The organism is Paraglaciecola psychrophila 170, from assembly GCF_000347635.1.
Lineage (GTDB): Bacteria > Pseudomonadota > Gammaproteobacteria > Enterobacterales > Alteromonadaceae > Paraglaciecola > Paraglaciecola psychrophila.
The window spans coordinates 3,526,966-3,546,984 of record NC_020514.1 but is presented as its reverse complement, the minus strand read 5'-3'; the positions used below and the strand labels follow the sequence as shown (position 1 = coordinate 3,546,984).

General features: G+C 38.3%; 17 protein-coding genes. 16 read left to right on the top strand and 1 reads right to left on the bottom strand.

The features are described from left to right. From pseC to C427_RS15440, 16 genes are all read left to right on the top strand, one after another. Positions 1-1,146: a UDP-4-amino-4,6-dideoxy-N-acetyl-beta-L-altrosamine transaminase gene (pseC, locus tag C427_RS15515; RefSeq protein ID WP_007637846.1), complete on the top strand. Its 1,146-nt coding sequence runs from the start codon at positions 1-3 to the stop codon at positions 1,144-1,146. Next, positions 1,143-1,844: a pseudaminic acid cytidylyltransferase gene (gene pseF / locus C427_RS15510; RefSeq protein ID WP_007637847.1), complete on the top strand. Its 702-nt coding sequence runs from the start codon at positions 1,143-1,145 to the stop codon at positions 1,842-1,844. Before pseC ends, pseF begins: the two co-directional genes overlap by 4 nt. Beyond that, positions 1,837-2,895, top strand: a complete 1,059-nt coding sequence (locus tag C427_RS15505; RefSeq protein WP_007637848.1) for a glycosyltransferase family protein — start codon at positions 1,837-1,839, stop codon at positions 2,893-2,895. Before pseF ends, C427_RS15505 begins: the two co-directional genes overlap by 8 nt. Beyond that, positions 2,888-3,943 (top strand): pseudaminic acid synthase, encoded by a 1,056-nt coding sequence (pseI, locus tag C427_RS15500; protein ID WP_007637849.1) that lies wholly within the window; start codon positions 2,888-2,890, stop codon positions 3,941-3,943. Before C427_RS15505 ends, pseI begins: the two co-directional genes overlap by 8 nt. 15 nt (positions 3,944-3,958) lie before the next feature. Then, entirely contained in the window at positions 3,959-4,993 is a 1,035-nt protein-coding gene (pseG, locus tag C427_RS15495; protein WP_081589004.1) for a UDP-2,4-diacetamido-2,4,6-trideoxy-beta-L-altropyranose hydrolase, read from the top strand. Further along, positions 4,993-5,574: a UDP-4-amino-4,6-dideoxy-N-acetyl-beta-L-altrosamine N-acetyltransferase gene (pseH, locus tag C427_RS15490; RefSeq protein ID WP_007637851.1), complete on the top strand. Its 582-nt coding sequence runs from the start codon at positions 4,993-4,995 to the stop codon at positions 5,572-5,574. Before pseG ends, pseH begins: the two co-directional genes overlap by 1 nt. Positions 5,575-5,588: 14 nt before the next feature. Then, positions 5,589-5,843, top strand: coding sequence for an acyl carrier protein (locus C427_RS15485; protein WP_007637855.1), 255 nt, complete (start codon positions 5,589-5,591; stop codon positions 5,841-5,843). A 10-nt stretch (positions 5,844-5,853) separates the two neighbouring features. Then, on the top strand, positions 5,854-7,152 hold the full coding sequence (locus C427_RS15480; RefSeq protein WP_007637856.1) for an AMP-binding protein: 1,299 nt from the start codon (positions 5,854-5,856) through the stop codon (positions 7,150-7,152). Then, on the top strand, positions 7,145-7,870 hold the full coding sequence (locus C427_RS15475) for an SDR family NAD(P)-dependent oxidoreductase (protein WP_007637857.1): 726 nt from the start codon (positions 7,145-7,147) through the stop codon (positions 7,868-7,870). The genes C427_RS15480 and C427_RS15475 overlap by 8 nt, the downstream gene beginning before the upstream one ends. 38 nt (positions 7,871-7,908) lie before the next feature. After that, a complete protein-coding gene (locus C427_RS15470) occupies positions 7,909-8,871 on the top strand; it encodes a LicD family protein (protein WP_015431046.1) in 963 nt (320 codons plus the stop codon). Next, on the top strand, positions 8,868-9,326 hold the full coding sequence (locus C427_RS15465) for an adenylyltransferase/cytidyltransferase family protein (RefSeq protein WP_007637859.1): 459 nt from the start codon (positions 8,868-8,870) through the stop codon (positions 9,324-9,326). Before C427_RS15470 ends, C427_RS15465 begins: the two co-directional genes overlap by 4 nt. Before the next feature lie 124 nt (positions 9,327-9,450). Then, on the top strand, positions 9,451-11,742 hold the full coding sequence (locus C427_RS15460) for an HAD family hydrolase (protein ID WP_007637860.1): 2,292 nt from the start codon (positions 9,451-9,453) through the stop codon (positions 11,740-11,742). Between the two features lie 285 nt (positions 11,743-12,027). Further along, positions 12,028-12,729 (top strand): class I SAM-dependent methyltransferase, encoded by a 702-nt coding sequence (locus C427_RS15455; RefSeq protein ID WP_226991140.1) that lies wholly within the window; start codon positions 12,028-12,030, stop codon positions 12,727-12,729. A gap of 307 nt (positions 12,730-13,036) precedes the next feature. After that, entirely contained in the window at positions 13,037-13,843 is an 807-nt protein-coding gene (locus tag C427_RS15450; protein ID WP_007637862.1) for a class I SAM-dependent methyltransferase, read from the top strand. Further along, positions 13,830-14,939 (top strand): hypothetical protein, encoded by a 1,110-nt coding sequence (locus C427_RS15445; protein ID WP_007637863.1) that lies wholly within the window; start codon positions 13,830-13,832, stop codon positions 14,937-14,939. Before C427_RS15450 ends, C427_RS15445 begins: the two co-directional genes overlap by 14 nt. A gap of 2 nt (positions 14,940-14,941) precedes the next feature. Further along, a complete protein-coding gene (locus C427_RS15440) occupies positions 14,942-16,282 on the top strand; it encodes a ParB N-terminal domain-containing protein (RefSeq protein ID WP_007637864.1) in 1,341 nt (446 codons plus the stop codon). 50 nt (positions 16,283-16,332) lie between these two features. Here the strand turns inward: C427_RS15440 and C427_RS15435 are convergent, their stop codons facing one another. Next, positions 16,333-19,875, bottom strand: coding sequence for a 6-hydroxymethylpterin diphosphokinase MptE-like protein (locus C427_RS15435; RefSeq protein ID WP_007637865.1), 3,543 nt, complete (start codon positions 19,873-19,875; stop codon positions 16,333-16,335). Between the last annotated feature and the right edge of the window lie 144 nt (positions 19,876-20,019).

Sequence of the window (20,019 nt, the reverse complement as noted above, 5' to 3'; positions counted from 1 at the left end):
ATGATCCCGTACGGTAAACATCTCGTTGATGAAGATGATGTCGATGCAGTTGTTGAGGTACTTCGCAACCAGCTTTTGACTCAAGGTACTGTGGTACCTAAATTTGAGCAAGCTCTATGCGAATATACTGGCGCTAACCACTGTGTTGCAGTCAATAGTGCAACGTCAGGTTTGCATGTGGCGTGTTTAGCTGCAGGTGTTGTAGCAGGCGATTCAGTCTGGACTGTACCCAATTCTTTTGTAGCATCAGCAAACTGTGCGCTGTATTGCGGCGCAACGATAGATTTTGTGGATATACACCCTCTTACCCGTAATATTGATATCAGCGCATTAGAAACCAAACTCCAATATGCTGCCACTCAGAATTGTTTACCAAAAGCGTTAATTGTGGTGCACTTTTCTGGATTGAGCTGTGAAATGCAAACTATTCAAAAGCTAACTCAGCTGTATTCTATTGTACTTATTGAAGATGCTGCACATGGGTTAGGGGGCAGTTATCAGCAATCTAGGATTGGTAGTTGTGTCTATTCTGATATGTCAGTTTTGAGTTTCCATCCAGTTAAATCAATAACCAGTGCTGAAGGCGGCGCAGTCTTAACTAATCAAAGCCAGCTTTACCAAAAGCTTCAATTATTTGCTAAGCATGGAGTGACAAAAGACCCATCACAATATCAAGGAGAAAGTCATGGTCCTTGGTATTATCAGCAACTTGAGCTGGGATATAACTATAGGCTGAGCGATTTACATGCTGCACTTGGGTTATCACAGTTGAGTAAGCTGGACGTATTTATTCAAAAACGTTCTGAGCTCGCCAAAGTATATGATAATGCCCTAGCTGATTTGCCTTTAAAACTTCCGGTTGTAGAGCCGCAATTTAAAAGTGCATGGCACTTATATATGGTCGAGCTAATACAACATGATCGTCATCACGTTTACCAGCAGCTTCATGACAAAGGGGTGGGCGTAAATGTGCATTATATCCCGATTCATTTGCAACCTTATTATCAGCAACTGGGTTTTAAAGAAGGTGATTTTCCAGTGTCTGAGCATTTTTATCAAAACGCTCTAACATTGCCCTTGTTTCCAAGTTTAACTGATACAGAACAGGCAAAAGTGATTGCTGTACTTCACGAGGTGTTGACGTGAATATTGCCATCATCCCTGCACGTGGTGGCAGTAAGCGAATTCCCCTTAAAAACGTTAAAATATTTGCTGGAAAACCTCTTATCGCTTACTCGATAGACGCGGCCAAAACATCTGGTTTGTTTGACAAGATCATCGTCTCTACTGACAGCGAAGAAGTAGCAGAGGTAGCAAAAGCTTATGGAGCTGATGTGCCTTTTATTCGGCCTCAGGAGTTGTCAAATGATGTGGTTGGCACACGCCCAGTCACTAATCACGGCATCAAGTTTTGTATCGAACATTTTTATAAACCTAAATTTTGTTGTTGTATCTACGCCACTGCACCGTTTTTACAAGCCAAGTTTTTAAAGCAAGGTTTAGACTCCCTAGAACAGCAAAGCGAAAAGTCTTTTGCGTTTTCAGTCACTAGTTTTCCTTTTCCGGTGCAACGGGCGCTGCTCAAAAATCAAGCAGGTGTAGCTCCGATGTTTCCTGACGATATTGGAAAACGCTCCCAGGATCTAGAAGAGGCATACCATGATGCTGGCCAGTTTTATTGGGGTACAACGGATGCTTATTTATCGAATCGAAAAATTTTTAGTCAACATAGCCTACCAGTGGTTTTACCCCGGCATTTAGTACAGGATATCGATACGCCAGAAGATTGGCAGCGGGCAGAACTGATGTTTAAAGCTTACGTTCAGGGGCATCATAGTGAATGAATTAGTTGAGTCTAAGACTGAAAAAGTATTGTTAGTCAGAATGTTAAGTTCGGCTGATGTCTGTGCGATTGGTCTACCTGTATTACGCTATTTTCAGAAAACCCTCCCCGAGGCAGAGCTCCACTTTTTAACATTTGCAGACGGTGCAGAATTAATTAAATTGGCCGAACCGAGAGTGCAGGTAAAACATATCACTGAGCAGCAGTGGCCTGACGATTTCTTTCTTGCGATGGAGTCATTTTTAGGATTAGCAGAAGAGATAATCGGTGAAAACTACAGTAAGATAGTTAATTTAGATACTACCTTTATGCCGTGTTTTCTGGCGCGCTTTCTTAGCGATGCTGGGGAGCCAGTCAGTGGTAATTATTTAAATATGTCGGTGCGGCAATTGTTGCACCAAGTGCAAGACAAAAGTTTGCAAGCTGACTATGTTAATTCAACGCAAGCTTTCATGGCGAGTTCGTTTGTCAACATGCACCGCTTGCATAGTCGCTGGTGGCAATACGAGACCGTGTATGAAGGCGGATATCCAGAGTATTATTTAAGTAGGTGCTGTGGTTTAGTCGATGACAAATTAGAACAATCTATCGTTGTCAGCGCTGATAAACGATTAGCTAAAAAAGCGAAAGACAAGAAAGTGATTGGTTTATGCTTTGCTCAATCTGACGATGGATACCTTTACCCCTATGCCGATCGTTTAAAAAAACTATTAGAACAAAAAGGCTATGTTGTTTGGAGTGATATCGAGGACAAGCAGGATATTCGCTCACTCTTAAAAATGCTCTCAGCCACTGACTTGATGGTATGTAAACCAAGTGGAAATCGTTGGTATGCTCAAGCAGTTGCTTGTGCGACGTTACTTGTCAGTGGCAACAGCGAGCCAGCGTTGTTAATGCCAGAATTTGCAACTGACCCGCTGTCTCCCTGTATGCAGCATAGCGTCAGTCAAGATGGTATTGCTGCTGTAGACTGTAACTGCGATAAACCAGAGGACTTAGTAGAAAGTATAGAATCCGTTTTCATTCATATCAAGGATCAACAAGATGAATGAGATAAAACTGGGTAAGCGCAGTATAGGCGCAGATTTCCCGCCCTTCGTTATAGCTGAACTGAGCGGTAATCACAGTCAGCAACTTGATGTTGCCATGTTGATGGTGGAAGCGGCCGCAAAAGCCGGTGCACATGCCATAAAATTACAAACCTTTACGGCTGATAGTATGACACTAGACGTGAATAACGAACACTTCGTTATTCACGAAGAAGACAGCTTGTGGCGAGGCGAGTCGTTACACGCGTTGTATCAAAAAGCGGCTACGCCATACGCGTGGCATCAACCCTTGTTCGATAAAGCTAAGTCTCTAGGTATGCTGGCATTTAGCTCGCCATTTGATGAACAGGCTGTTGACTTCTTAGATGATCTGAACGTTCCCTGTTTTAAAATTGCCTCATTTGAGCTAACCGACTTACCACTGATTCGTAAAGCCGCTAGTAAGAAAAAACCATTAATACTATCTACCGGCATGGCCAGTTTAACGGAGATTGAACAAGCCGTTAATGTGGCTAGGCAGGCAGGTTGTGAGGATATCATTTTATTAAAATGTACCAGCACGTATCCAGCACAACCGACTCAGTCTAATATTTTGACTATCCCACATTTACGCGATGCCTTTGGCTGCCAAATGGGCCTTTCTGATCATACCGCAGGTATTGGCGTGTCTGTTGCGGCAGTTGCACTCGGTGCCACTGTTATTGAAAAACATTTTGTTTTAGACCGACAAGCGGGGGGCGTGGATGCGGCTTTTTCGTTACAGCCTGATGAATTAGCCTCTTTAGTGATTGAGACCAAAAGAGCCCATCAAGCGTTAGGACAAGTCAAGTATGGTGGCACCCAAGCAGAAGAAAAGTCGAAACAGTATCGTCGTTCAATCTATGTGAGTGAAAATGTTCTGCAAGGACAAGCCTTAAGTTCAACCAATCTAAGAATAGTGCGCCCAGCTTTTGGATTGGCACCTAAACACTGGGACAATGTATTAGGTAAAGTTGCTAAACATGCTTTGGTTAAAGGCACGCCATTAGATTGGTCGATGTTTGAGTGCTAGTGTGAGTAATAGCCGATGCGCGTAGTATTTCGAGTCGAGGGCGAACCCAACATCGGTTTAGGACATGTTATGCGTTGTATGGCGTTAGCGCAGAGCTTGGTTCAGTCTGGTCATGTGGTGATTTTTTTTATGTCGCCGCGCTCTCAGCAGTTTTGTTGTAACCGAACAGATTGGATAGGAACCATTCTACCCATGACTGATATTGAGAGCAGTACAGAGCCAGAATGGTTAGCTAAACAATGTGTAGATTCATGCGCTGATTGGTTGGTGCTTGATGGCTATCAATTTGATCAGGCTTATCGCAAGTCGCTACAATGTCTTGCTTTTAATTTAGCTGTTTTCGACGATATCAATAACAGCGGAGCACTTTATGCCGATATGGTTATCAATGGTGCGTTTAACGCGACTTCAAATCATTATCACCTAACTGCGCCTAAAGCGGTATTGGCTATTGGACCGGGTTATCAAGTATTAAGACAGGAATTCCTGCAGCTAATGAACAGACAGTGGTCGGATCGCGACAGCTTAACCCTGATGTTTGGCGGTAGTGATCCTAAAGGTTTGACCAGTAAAGCGTTGCAATCTTTGGACAACGCTAATGCATCTATGCCAATCATTGTGATTACTGGCGCCGCTTACCATGGCGTGAGTGCTCTTACCAATTTTATCAAGAACAGCTTACTAGATATCACCCACCTACACGACTGCCAAAATATGGCAGTCGTGTTGCTTAACACTAAGCTAGCTTTGTCGGCAGCAGGAGGCAGTCAGTTTGAGCTGCTTGCTTGTGCAACACCATCAATATTGGTGGTAGTGGCAGAAAACCAAACGTTTGCCAGTCAAGACGCGGCAACTCAAGGTTGGTGTCAGGTAGTCAATAGCGATGCTATAAGCACTGATGAATGGGTTACGCAGGGGTTGTCCTTGTGGCAGCAACCAGAACGTTTGCTTGGGATGCATCAAAAAGCACTATTATATGCTGTGGTTGATGGGGCCAATAATATTGTTGAGTTGATGTCAGAGCAAAAAAAGACAAGTGAAAATACTTAATGAAAGCATTGATCCCTGAACATGCTTTTAAGCCGCTACAAGAAGAACATTTGCAGCTGGTTTGGCAATGGCGAAACAGCCCTAGGATTATGCGAAATATGCATAGCAGTGCGCCGGTAAAATGGTTAGAGCACTGTGCTTGGTTTAAAAAGCTTAAAAGTGACAACAGCCGTCAGTTTTATATTTTTTTTCAAGACCAGCGACCCATTGGAGTACTTAACTTTTCAAATATGAATACAGCCACGCCAGAATGGGGCTGTTATTTGGGGGAGACTAACGTGTGGCCGGGTAGCGGTATTATGTTGGAATTTGCAGCTTTAGATTTTTGTGCGAGTCACCGTCAATTTAGTCATTTGCTGGCGCAAGTCTTATCGTTCAATCATGCAGCAAATAACATGCATAAAGTGTTTGAATACAAACAGCTTAGCCTTAAAAAAGGCGGCGAACGTAACGGCCAACGTTTTGATATACAGCATTACAGTTATGAACTTAAGCAGTGGGATGAAAATCGTGGCAAAATACTCAAAAAATTACCCAAGAAGATTGCACTCGCAGCTGCTCATATGCAATTTTTAGAATAGCTTAGGATACAAACATGCTGAACTTAGAACAACAAATTAAAGATGCAATGCAACAAGTTGCTGAGCTGAGTGACTGCCAGTTAGTCGAATCGATAAACCCTGATACGCTGTTGCTTGAATGTGGTTTAGACTCGCTAGGTTATGCCATGTTAGTGGCACAGCTAGAAGAAGACTTGGGTTATGACCCGTTTACTGAATTGGCCCTTGATACTTACCCAAGCACTTTTGCTGAGTTCTTAGCTATGTATCAACAATGTGCTAATAACTAGTAAATCCATCATGCAAAGCCTGTTTAATCAATTAACAAATCTGTCCACAACAGGGGTGATAACCGCTGCAGGTCAACACAATTCTATCGCTGTGCTGATAACAAAGGCTGAGCAAATTAGGCAGCAGTATCCGCAATTTTATCAACGCAGCATAGCCATCCGGTATACAAACTTGGCCGATTTTGTCACGGCGCTCATTGCATTTGATGGTTGCTGCTCAGCTATTTATTTAAGTCCTCCAAATGTGACAATACCTCACAACGATATTATATATTGGCCGCTTGAAAGTGATGCAGCTGTTACGGATTCAATGCCTACGCTATTGAAGTCTGAAGCTAGTGTCGCGACAACTTGGTTTATGGCGACGTCTGGTACTACAGGTGAGCCAAAATGGTGTTCCCATTCCTTGTTATCATTGACTGCAAACACCAAACACAGTCAAAAATTACAAGCATTGTGCTGGGCTTTGTTGTATCAACCTTACAGATTTGCGGGATTACAAGTGTTGTTACAGGCGCTATTAAGTGGCGCTGACTTAGTAGATGTAGCTGATTACGAACCTTTAGCTCAGATGGCATTTTTAAAACATGCCGATGTTACGGCTTTATCTGCTACCCCCAGTTTGTGGCGGCAACTTCTGATGACGGGTCAATTGAGTGAATTAACTCTGAGTCATATTACGCTAGGGGGTGAGATTGCCGACCAAAGTCTGTTGAATACTTTGAAACGTTTGTTCCCGAATGCAAACGTAAGGCATATTTACGCTTCGACAGAAGCTGGAGTCGGTTTTATAGTGAGCGACGGTCGCGCTGGTTTCCCTACTAAATGGCTTAAAGACCAGACACTTACGGTCGCGCTAAAGGTGTCAGACGAACAACATTTACTGGTTAAACCACAACATCACGTCTGTCAATCATTGGTACTACAAACGAATGCACCTGGCTATGTGGACACCTTAGATAAAGTCCAAGTGAACGACGACAGAGTGCTATTTTTGGGAAGAGCAACAGGTACGATAAACGTTGGTGGCAATAAGGTACATCCAGAAAAAGTCGAGCAAGTAATATTGCAATGTTCTGATATTAGCCAAGCGAAGGTATACGCCAAAAAAAGTGCCTTGCTGGGTGAGTTAGTGGTAGCAGACGTGATGATAATGGACGCCGCAGTTGAGCAAGAGGTCAAACAACAAGTGTTGAAAATGTGTAAAAAGCAATTGCAACGCTTTGAAATACCTACCAAAATTAATATAGTCAAGAATATAGACCGCGATCCAAGTGGTAAATTAAACAGGAAGCCGCAGTATGACTGATTACGTCATAATAACAGGTGCCAGCAAAGGTCTAGGTTTAGCCATTAGCCAACAAGCTGCTGCCAACGGGTATGCCGTGATTGCTATTGCACGACAACTCTCAGAGCCATATAGAGCTCTGCAGCAAGCGTATCCGCAGCTCGTTAATTTTCATGCCGCTGATTTAGCCGACTTGGATAAAATACCCGAGTTGTGCAAGCAACTTATCAAACAATATGGACGACCTTACGCCCTGATTAATAACGCTGCTGCAGGTCATGATGGTGTGCTGGCCACTATGCCTAATTCTGCCATTGAACATTTAATGCGCCTGAATATTCAAGCGCCTATTTTATTGAGTAAATATCTGGTGCGTTCGATGCTGTTGAATCGAAAAGGCCGGATCATCAATATATCTTCTATTATCGCCAAAACAGGTTTTAACGGCTTAAGTGTTTATGCAGCCAGTAAGGCCGCATTAGAAGGGTTTAGTAAATCATTAGCCCGTGAAGTGGGTAAAGCAGGAATAACTGTTAATTGTGTGGCCCCCGGTTATATGCAAACTGACATGACCAGCAGTTTGCAAGGTGAAAAGTTAGAAAGCGTCAAGCGGCGAAGCCCGTTAGGTAAGTTAGCCACAGTGGACGATGTGGCGGCTATGGTGATGTACCTTTTAAGCGAACAAGCCTCAACAATCACTGGCACCGTAATGACAGTAGATGCGGGCAGTACAGCTTAAATATTGCCAGAAGGTACCGATTAAAGTCGATTCAGTAGTTGCCGATAATAGACTATAAACATAGCTATATACCCTATTTTAAAAGAGCAAAAGATGCAGAGACATTTCAACCAAACAAAAAAGTTGTGATATTTGGCGCAAGTTTGTCAGGTCGTTCTGCATTATCTGCTGTATCCGAATTATATGATGTGCTCGCATTCGTCGATAACGATAGTAAAAAACATGACTCTAGTATTCAAAATATTCCCATTATCTCACCGTCAGACATAGCATCATTTAGTCCCGATAAAATTTTAATTGCTAGTGAGTTTTTTGAACAAATTCAGGAACAGTTGAAACTGTTAGTTCCTGAAATAATGGTCGAAGTATTGCCCGCAAGACTGATTAAACCAATACAACTTAAAAATTCCCATAGACAAGGTCAAACCGCAGTGGACTTGCTGTTGATGTTGTCTGAGAATTTAAAATCACACGATGTGCCTTATTATATTGATGCCGGCACTTTACTCGGCGTGTATAGAGATAATGCGCTCATTCCCTGGGATGATGATTTGGATTTTTCTGTGAATGCAGACTATTTAACCCACACCATTCAGATTTTAGAGCAACAATTACCCAAGATGTTTCGAATAACGGGTGTGACTTGGACCTTACACACATACATTAATCAACAATCCTACGGCGCGGTGCCAATTGGTGAAATTCGAGCGCTTAAGTTACTCCCTGATGAAGGCTGTGATGCCTTTCCCGGCATCGATTTTTTTGTTAAATATATCCAGGGAGAACATATGGACTATTGCTTAGCCTCCCGCGGGTTTCGTATGCCTTCTAATCATTTTAGTGACATGCAAAGCCATACATTTGCTGGTGGTGAAGTGTCTTTACCTAATCATGTTGAAGCCTATCTAGAAGGCCATTACGGTGATTGGCAAACACCACAAAAAGAATGGTCTCTCAGTCATGTTAAGTCAGCGACGGTTTTTAAGAGTCAGACGTTATGAAAACTGTGATTACTTATGGCACTTTTGATTTATTACACGTTGGTCACGTCAATATGTTAGAGCGTTTGGCCGATCTGGGAGGTAAATTAATTGTAGGTGTGTCTACTGATGAGTTTAATTTATTAAAAGGCAAACACAGCGTATACAGTTATGCTGAACGAGCCAAGATAGTCTCCGCGTTAAGGTGTGTAGACCAAGTTATTGCCGAGCACGATTGGCAGCAAAAAAAGAAAGATATAGAGCAATACCAAATAGATATATTTGGTATTGGTGCAGACTGGCAAGGTAAGTTTGATGAGTTAAGTGCAAACTGTGAAGTGGTATACCTTCCAAGAACACCAAGTATCTCAACTACCGATTTGAAAAAAGCCCTGTCTAAAATTGATAGTGCTGCTATTCAGCAAATAAAACTTGGGCTGGATAGCGTATTGAATATTGTTAAGGCTATTGAGTGAATTTAAAATAACGTAAATAGTTATTTTTATTGTTTCAGAGTAAAGGGTATTATTTTAATGATGACTAATTTAACAAAAAACAAAAAATTGTGGTGTAAACTTTTAATTGAAATGATGCTCAGTCATGTCTAAATTAATTAATACAATCATTGAGTATGTTAACTTAAACGGAATTGAAACCGTCTCATTTGATATATTTGACACCATTATTTTTAGAAATGTATCTTGTCCATCCGATATTTTTGAAATCTGTCATAGATTATTTTCAAAAAACAATCACCTACCTTTCAATGCGTCGGAGTTCAGTCGAATTCGTTCAGAGGCGGAAAAAAAAGCAAGGTTAAATGACAGAAGCTCTGAAATCTTTCTTGATGATATTTACAGGTTCACTCCATTTTCTGATTCGGTATCAAAAGAGCTGTATCGGATAGAATTAGATGTGGAAAAAGACAATGGTTTTATTTTAAAATCGATGGATGATCTAATACAAATGCTTACTAGTGGAGGTATTTCTGTAATTTTGATTTCCGATATGTATCTAAGTAAACAACAAATAATAGACTGTTTTTTTTATGACTCCACCGTAATTAAAAACTTACCAATTTATGTTTCTTGTGACTATAAGTTAAATAAACGTGATGGGGGAATGTATAAATACTTAGCTGAAGAGAAAAAGATAAAAATGTCTAAGTGGCTTCATGTTGGCGATAATTATCATTCGGATTTTTTGGTTCCTGAAAAGCTTGGGATTCATGCGAAACATGCTCATACATTGTTAGATACTAATAAAATAGTTGATTTAGAAAAAGCCGCGTTTTCTTTTCCTCTTATTTCTCATTCAGCAAGGTTTATTGCTTCAGTTCACTCTTCAAATTCCACACACTCTGTGGCATACGAATTAGGTTCATTTGTTTGGGGACCTATTCTTATGTCTTTTGCTGATTGGGTGATCGAAAAAACGATAAAGTTAAATGCTTCTTATATATTGTGCGTAATGCGTGAGGCTGTTGTTTTTGCTCCACTAATAGAATTAAGGATTAAACAAAGAAACATTAGTAGTATTAAGGTTAAGAAATTATATGCATCCAGGAAGTCAACTTTTTGGCCATCGATTGATTTAGATAATAATATGTGGTTTGAAGATCTTATACATACGATTTTAGGTGTGAGGGGTTATACGGTTAAAGATTTTTATAGTGATTTTAATTTGAAATCTGATTCGATTTTAGAACACTTTGATAGTTGCCTAGTTAGAGTAGTAGATGGGATGTATCATGAAGGAGAAAACCTATTAAAATCGATAATAAGTTTGGCTCGAGGTAATATTGAAAATGTAAAAAATAATATATTACAACAAAAGAATAGTTTTAAAGATTATTACCAAATAAATATTGGTATCCCTTACGATTCTTGTACAGTTGTTGATTTAGGTGGTGGAGGAACTATACAGCACCAAATTCAATGTGCACTTAATGATAAATGCGCTTCTAATTTACTATTTTATTCGTCAGAGAGAATATATAGGTACGTCGATACTACTATTTATAGCAGTTTTATAAATTCAGTGGAGAATTCCAAACGTTTGAGTCAGTCGCTGTCTCGTTCACCAGAGTGCATTGAGCCGCTTTTAATAGGCGATAGTGGCACTACGCTAAAGTATAAAGACGATATAAATGTATCCCCAATATTGGGCAGTAATTTATCAATAAACTCGGGAGTTTTTGAAGAGTTTATGCTGGGAGTCATTGCTTATTTTAAGAAGCATGTAGAGTTAGGTTTTTCATCAATTAGTACCAATGAAATATTGCCAATACTATATAGGTATATATCTATACCAACTCGGTTGGAGGCTGAGTTATTCACCCTTCTCCATCATGAAGATAATTTTGGTGCAAGTAAGACTTATCCTGTTATTTCTAATGAACAATGCGAACTAGTGTTAGATGAAGGACTAGATGATTTTTATCAGCAGTTTATTAAGACTCCAAAATATAAAGTGGGTAAAATTCATTGGCCTCAAGGGATATTTGCCTTGCTATCTGAGCAGTTTTTAGTTGAGCGTCTTGGGTTGGTTTCAGGGGAAAGTGATAATGGAGTTCTCAATCTGCTTGAGAGAATTTTAGATGAAAAATGGACTCGTTTTTCTGTCTACGGTGCAGGTTTGTTTTTTGAAAAATTATTACCCTATTTGCAAGAAAATAATCTGAAAATTGACTATTTGATCGACCGCAAGGCTGATATATCAGGCCGATACAAGGTTGCGGGTTTCGATGTGGTTAGCCTAGAGGATGCTTTGGCTGTTGGTGCTAATAAAATCCTGATTTCTTCCTTTGCTTTTAAAGATGAAATTGCTAAGAATATTTATGAGCAGTCTATTAAGCATAGTACACACGCTATTGACGTGTTGAGCCTGTAACAACAAGGTGATGAAAATGCATCAGATTAAATTAGGCCGGTAAAAATGAAATTATCCAAAGACTTAAGTCTTCCCTCAATTCCCTTTAATAATGAGATAATCTTTCTTGTTTTGAAAGCAAACCATCTGCTCGGTATTCAGCTGCTTTATTCCAACGAAGTTATTGAGAAATTCAGTCAACCTGTCCTGACTAAAGGTCATATATTGTGCTATGTAGATGCATTGTTTGACACCCTTGAGTGCTTGAATAATCACTACCAGTGTCAAATAAATTATGACGTTTTTGTGACTGTAATCAAATCTGATATTAAGACCTATAGTCAGAAATTTATTGAACAAAAAATGTACATGCAAGGATTTCATCTTGACGGTAGTGAATGGTTGAAACGCGATTATCAATCCCTGCAAGATGATCGATCTTTTATTACCACAACGTTTAAAAAAGTCAGACAAACAGGCCATAAATTCACTGTTATGGATAACTTATTGGCAGAGCGCGATTTACATATGTATATGCTCAGAGAGTTTTCATGTCGCTCAGATGCCCATATATTCAGGTATGCCTTTGCACAACAGTATATTCGCCCCAACGATAGCGTACTCGACTGTGCCTGTGGCTTAGGCTATGGTAGTTACTTTTTAGCAACAAATAACAATGCCGCTAGTTTAAAGGCAGTTGATATTTGCTCTGATAGTGTGGCATATGCTAATGATGTTTACGGGCATGAACGCCTTAGTTATGAGGTACTCGATATTGATGAATACGAATTTACTGAATCTAAACTTTTCGATTTAATTACTTCTTTTGAAACTATTGAACACGTTGCAGATTATCATTCGTTTTTTAAGTTATGTTTGAAAAACCTTAAGCCTGACGGTCGAGTCATTGCCAGTGTGCCGTATTTGTTGGTGGATGAAACAGGTAAAGGTCCTAATCCCTATCATTTTCATGAATATGACGTGGTAATTTTTGAAGACGCATTATAGATCGGGGCTGATAAGATTTTGATCTCCTCGTTTGCCTTTAAAGATGAAAACGCTAGAAATATTTATAAACAATCAAAGGAAAATAATTTTTAATAAAGAAATTTTGAGCCTTTGAACGCAGTTTCGAAAGCTAAATTACAGCGAACCCGGTACCTCGCGTGTCATAGTTTTTCTTTGATGTGCATCACAAATAATATTAGTAAGTTGTTTATTTCTGTCAGACACAACTGAGTTATTTGGGAATGAATTAAAAAATCATTGAGTAATTCAATATTGACGATGAAAAACAACCTTGTAGGTAATAGCTATGAAAAGACAACTATTAATCCATTCTTTAAGCGAATTAAAAAGTATTTATTTGCCGATATTGGAAATAATTAAGCCCAAACGGATAGGTGAAATAGGTATCGAATTTGCAGGTAATACCAAAGTACTTATCGACTTGCTGGGTGTAAATAAAGGTGAATTATTTTCTATTGAGCCTAAACCTAATGAACAAGTAGAAGCGCTGTTTAATAAATTTAAATTTGCTCATCTATACAATGGTAAAAGCTTAGATGTTATAGATAAACTCCCAACTATGTGTTCATGGTTCATTGATGGCGATCATAATTGGTATACCGTTTTTAATGAATTAAAGGCAATACATCGAAAAGAATGTTCAGATGGATCAGAACACTCTGTTATTTTTTTACATGACATTGGCTTTCCATGGGCATTCCGGGATCTATATTATAACCCGGCGGATATCCCTGAAAAATATTTACAAGCACATTGTTGGGAAAGCGGTGTTTTGCACAATGATACTATTAAAAAAAATGGAGGCTTTAGGGGGATGGGGAGTTTTGCTATATCGCTCAAAGCGGGTGGAGACAAAAATGGAGTGTTATGTGCGGTCAAAGATTTTTTGGCATTACACTCTAAAGAATATATGTTTTACAACATTCCAGCAGTGTTTGGTTTAGGTATACTAGTGCCTAAGTCACATAAGTATCACAGTGAAATTAATAATATTGTATCTATTTATGCCGATAATCCGTTATTGAAAAAGCTAGAAGAGAATCGTTTAAATAATTATTTAAGAGTAATTGAGCTTCAAGATGCAAAAAATTAAAAAGATTGTATTTTTAGCAGATTTCTTAAGGTTTTCTGCAACATCTGAAAAACCGAATGTTACAAAGAAAAGTACTCAATGGCTTTTCAGGACATTGCAATTTTCACTGCAAAAAGTCGTAGAGCAGATTGAATGCGAAGTGGTGTGGCATGAAAATGGGGTTAATTCATATGAGTATTACAATGTACTTGGTATACAACCAGATTTAGCTGGATGGGCTGCCGTTTTAAATGAAACCTGCGATAATGAAGAGCTTGATAACATTACTAATAGAGATTTCAGTAACAAATTAGTTATAGGCTGTGAGTTGCCAGAGGTATTGTGTCAATCATTTAATAGAAATAATATTATTTATTTAGATACTGTTGCAAGTCCAATCAGGTTTTCCGAAGACATTATTAATTGTTGGCGATCCAATCACCCTCAGATACAACTCCAAATTGCTAAATTTAAGTATGATCAATCGTTGCATTATTATTATGCGAATATGATCCGCGCTAAATTTATTTGGGCCAACACTCAAACAATACCGACTGACACTGCTTTGATATTAGGTCAAGTCAGTGATGATAAGTCGCTTGTTGATAGGCATTCTGGAAAGTTTGTATCACTAGGGAGTTATGAAAATAAAATTACAAAAATATTGAATCAATACCCTCATGTTTTGTTTAAAGCGCACCCTTATTCTAAACAAGATCCTTTTTTACAAAAACTGATTGAAAGTAAGATGTTTAATATAACCTGTACTGACACAAATTATTATCAACTATTATGTACAGACAATGTCGAACATATCTATGGCATAAACTCAGGCTCAATCACTGAAGCAGAATACTTTAATGTACCAGCCACCAGTTTTAAAGAGCCTCTTTATAACATCGCAAATTGTGCGCTATCCGCATCTACAGTAAACACACCCGTTGAAGTTGGCCATGAATGGTTAACTCCTCATTTTTGGTCAAGAATTTTAAGCCCAGTTTTAGACGTTAAACAAGAGGGGCTGCCAAATATGAGCCACATTGGTTTCAAAAACACATTACGACGTTCACTAAACGCAGATTGGAATTTTGAGCAGATAGATAAGGTAAAGGTTTAAGATTGATCAACGTAACCCTTGACGGTAAACCTCATAAATTTTCCATAAGTGATCGACTTGATATTATTGTTAAATATCTGTATGTGCTAGATAATTTAGAACAACTACCTAACTTTGTAAGTTTAAATGTCAGAGAGCTATATTACAAACATATCCATATTCGAAACGGCTCTAAAGAACCAGGGGACGAGTCGAGAAAAAATAATATTAACGACTTTTTTCAAATATTTGATGAATTAATCATAAGCATAAAACAAGGTTATAAAGCCCAACATCCTATCCCAATATCATCAAAGAACAACCTACCACTCAACGGTGCTCATAGATTAGCAACTGCGCTTGGACTAGGCCTATCTCCAGATATAATTTATAGTGATGAAAATATTGGCGGAAGCTGGGGAGACGATTGGTTTAAATGCTCTGGGTTTAGCACAAATGAACTAAATACTATAGTAAAGGCGTTTACGTTCGCGCAAAAATACAATGACATGTATTTGTTAATACTTTGGCAACCATCAGCTGAATACTGGGACGACATAGAAAAAGACTTATCGATTTATTTTAATATTGTTTATGGAGATGTCGAACGTCTTAATAGAGAAAGCTTCAATGAATTTGTAAAAGATGTCTATAGTTTTGATTGTGGTCCTAAAGTAGGTCCTAATATTGAACGGAAATTGACGTATCTAAATAAACACCCCGGCAAGTTTAAGTTTATTGTGATGGAATCAAAATCGCCATTGGCAAAAGATAGTATAAAAAGAATAAAACAAGAAGTTAGGGAAAAATATCAACGTATTTGCCCAATGGAACAGTTCATAACGTTGCATATTTCGGAATCAAAAGGTGAATTTAAACATCTAGAAGATATATTGTTAAATGAAGAAAATATGAAAATTATCAATACGAGAACTCAACTATCTGAAGATTTCATAGAAAAGCTGTGTCTCTATCAGCAAAAATTAGATGAGTTAAACATAATCAAAAGCAAATGTTGTATTGTTGGCTCGAGTACCCTCAACTCTTTGAATTTGCGAAAGGCTGACGACATAGATTTTACTTTACTACAAAATGAAAGAGCTGAAAAATTCGATAATGGCGTTACCGCCCTTGGCGAAATTGATGTTGTCGCTTATAACTATCCCCGTACATTTTCGTTTAGTGAGTCGAAAATAACAGATACTCAGCTAATTCAAAATCCAAAAAATCATTTTTTTCTACGAGGTTTAAAGTTTGCTCATCCTAAAGTTGTGCTCCAACGAAAGCAGTACCAACGAAGGGATAAAGATATTAGAGATATTAAATTACTTGGGGAATATTTAAGAGCCCATCCAGGATTATGAGTCACTAAAATATAAAGTTGAGTTGAGATTTCTATTAGTAGGAAGTTTATTTAACAGTTATCATTCTCCCTTTGATTCACCAGAATTTTAGAGCTCACTAAATTGATTGCTTTGCGTTTATGTTCATTAAAATCTTCCTCATTCATAGTTAGATAGAACAGATTTTTCATTTTTAGTTGTTGTGTTATTTTTTCTGCTCTTGAACCATTATTTAGTACCCCTTTAGCGTGTTGGGTATTGGTAGGGGAAAATAAGCAAATGTAGTAAGAGTAGTCAAACGCTGTATATTCATTGTCTGGTAAATTTATTACTTCTTCTTCAAAATCGATACCTTCAGAAACGATATACTTAGGAAGTATTAAGCTGCACTTATAGGTATTAAAACTTGCGTTTACAATCGACCTGGCAAGCGACACTGGATTTCTAAATAAATTTTTACTTTCAACATCTGTAATTTTTAGATAAGTGAGCCCATTAAAATCAGCAGGTATATTTTGGTTAGATTGCACTACAATTATTGTATTAATTTTTCCGTTGATTGGTGTGTCTGTATCAGTATCTATTTGGTAAATGGCATAGTCCGGTATTTCCTTGATAGTTTCTATTTGTAGTGGCGTTATAATATTTACTTTATCTATCCATGAAAACTCAGTTTCTAGTATGTGCTTTATACTTTCTCTAAATTCTAAAGAGTCTGTAACAATTAATATTGATCTGTTTGGGCAATTTTGTTTTAAACTAATCATCTCTCTTTTATTTTTATTGTAAGATGATTTATCGAAAGAACCAGTCCCATTGCTCGAAACAAGGTCTTTTATTTTAATTACAGCAACCCTCCATTTTACTTTTGTTTCTTGTAATATGCTAGAAGGCTCGGTCGTTTTTGATGAGGAGAATAGGAGTTTTGTAAGAGCTGCATTAGCATAATTTACAGTGCCATATAGGTAATAAAACAGTAATGATTGTCCGCTTCTGTATGATGAAAATAACATCTCCTTTTGTTTGTTAATTAAATTTTTAACTTGTTCCTTAGATGTAATTTCCTGCACTAGCAACTGTTCGAAAGCTTTCAATTCGTTAATTAATATGTGGTTAGCAAAAACTTTATCAAAATCTTCTAAATAGCTGTCTAAATTAGCGTTTGAAAATATGTTGGTTTTTAGCTGCCTTACAACATCTATTTTCTGTTGCTCTGTTACTACTATCAATAATTCTTCAGGCCTAATGGGCAAGGTACCTTGGATTTTTGCTCCATCACTACAATTGTAAAACTCCTGCCCTTTAAATTTTGCATTAGTGACTTGTTCTATAACCTGCCTAGATACTTTAAATTCGTGTTTTGTATTCACTCTAGGGCGAAAATTACCTGACACTATCAGTGAAGTGTTTGCGCTTTGTGCGTAGTCGTAGGTTTCTTGGCCATCGTCATGATAATAACCTGACGATTTGGAATGGTGGTGCTTTACATCTAGAAAACCCAGATCTACACCAATTAAGTAAATACTGGTAAACCCAATAGTACTGAATAGGTCGATGGCAAAATTACTAACAGTTGGGAAGGAGTTGAGTAGTGTTGTAAAGTTCTCTCGGCCTAATACATTTAATGCTGATACAGTTGAAGATTCACCATCTTTAAAGGCGATCATGACGTCCTTGTATAAATCACAGGTGTCCGGGTGAATACCGTTGCAGGATATCAATGTGATGTCTTTTAAATACTGTAAATCGCCTATTAACACTGCCCAGTCATAGGTGCTTCTATTTTGTTCTATTTCTGCATGGAAATCCGGAGTGATGCCATTCCTGTGCAAGGCTTGTAGGGTTGTTCCACAGCTAATAACTATGGCTTGGCCTTGCCATTCTTTAATGGCTTCAATTGAGCTGTCTAAGGATGGGCCGTTGCCAACAATAAATACTGGCACTTCTTTGTCGTCGTAACTCAACTTACTGGCTGGGTTTGATGCCAATACAGGGATTTTTCGCCGCATACCTTCTTTGGTATGGGCAATACCATAATAGGCATGGTCGAAATATTCGCCCATGCTTATAACTACTTGTAATTGTTCTCTTAACTGACTGATAGCAGAGTTTAAAGAAGCGTTGTAGTAACTTTGGTAGAAGTAGGTGCTGTTGAGAATATAGGGGCCAATTGCATAGAATTGACTTAACAAGTCTCTGAATAAATTAGTGCCGTCGTCACCGATATTCAAGTAAATACGTGATTCTGATTTTTCGACAGTTTCGAATATCGCTTGCCAATCAATAGCGAATAATGAGGCATAGAAAAAGTCGGGATTAGGCTCACAGATAAAGAGTTTTTCGACTGTATGTTCATCAAGTAATGTTTCTAATTGATAACCTACACCTAACCCAAACATGATGATAGAAGGAACCTTGTCGGGCAGGGCTCCGACCTCTTCTTCGGCTTGTTTGAGTAGTTCTTCGGTTTCTTTTACAAATTGATAGTGAATGTAGTGTGCGAGTTTGTTGCCTCTGTACCCCAGCATTAAGCCATCTTTATTAGGTTGTTCGTTAAAATTTTCGAAGTTTAAGGTACAATCATGTTTTGCAGATTCACCGTACCATGTGTGTAAACTGTCAATCTTAAGTAGGTTGACTTCGCCTTCTGAGTTGGTAATCGGTAGCCATTTTTGTGGTGTGTAGTCTTTAAATTCTTCGTATATTTCGGGGAAATACTGTTCAAATGCATTGAGGTTATTAGTCAGTTTATCGTTGGGTGCGGTTAACAACGATAATTTGGCTAAGTCTATGTTGGGCGTCCACATTGGCAAATAGTCTAAATAACTATCCTTCGACTTTATCTTAAAGCCACTATTTTCAATTTCACCCCAACTGCGCTCGGATAAATCAGTGTGTAATGAGTCGAATACTTGATGATTATAGTGTTTGTAAAGGTGGAAGCTAGAAACAGCATAATGTTGCTTAAGTTCGTTTATATCTGTAATTAAATCTCTGCCGTCTTTTTCTAGTTGTAGAAAAATAGCAGTATTGTGTACTTTTGCTAATGTAAAAATGTCTTGCCATGAGGTGGTCATTACTGAACATTGGAAGTACTGCAGTTCCGGCTCGTAAATCAACAGGTTTTTTATTTTATGCTGATGTAATAAATGACTGAGGTGAATACCAAGCCCACATCCAAGTACAACTAAACATTCAATTTCATATGGCATGGGTTCTTGCTGGTTTTTAAGCTTGGCACTTTTTAGCGTATCAATACTTAGTGGCTTTTTAGAGTCATTATCATGTTGTGATATCTGACTTTGAAACTCCACTTCAGGGCAGTGTTGCTTTATACGCGATAACTGTTCAAGCACCTCTTCTTCCGGGTGAAAACCATAAAAGGTTCTGCCCGTACCATAATCAACGATATTGTTTTCGCCGTATTTGTTAACAAAAACAGAATAATTAGCTAGGTCAGTATTCTGCACATAGCCTAGTAGAGAAGGGATGTTTCTCTGAAATGCATTTATGTTGCTGCTATGAGTCTCTATTATTTGCTTTGCAAGTTTTTCATCCAGCTCAGCTTGTCTCTGCTCATCTTTCTCGATATGTAAACGGATGTTCTTCAGCATATTTAATCTAAACTCATTAACGACACACTCATTTCAATTACTGTCATCTTATTCTATCGGCCGGCCTAAAAAAAGAATAAGTCTTTGAATTTATTATGAGAAGTGAAGTTGCTTAAGCTTTAGACAAATGAGATTTAGATTTTA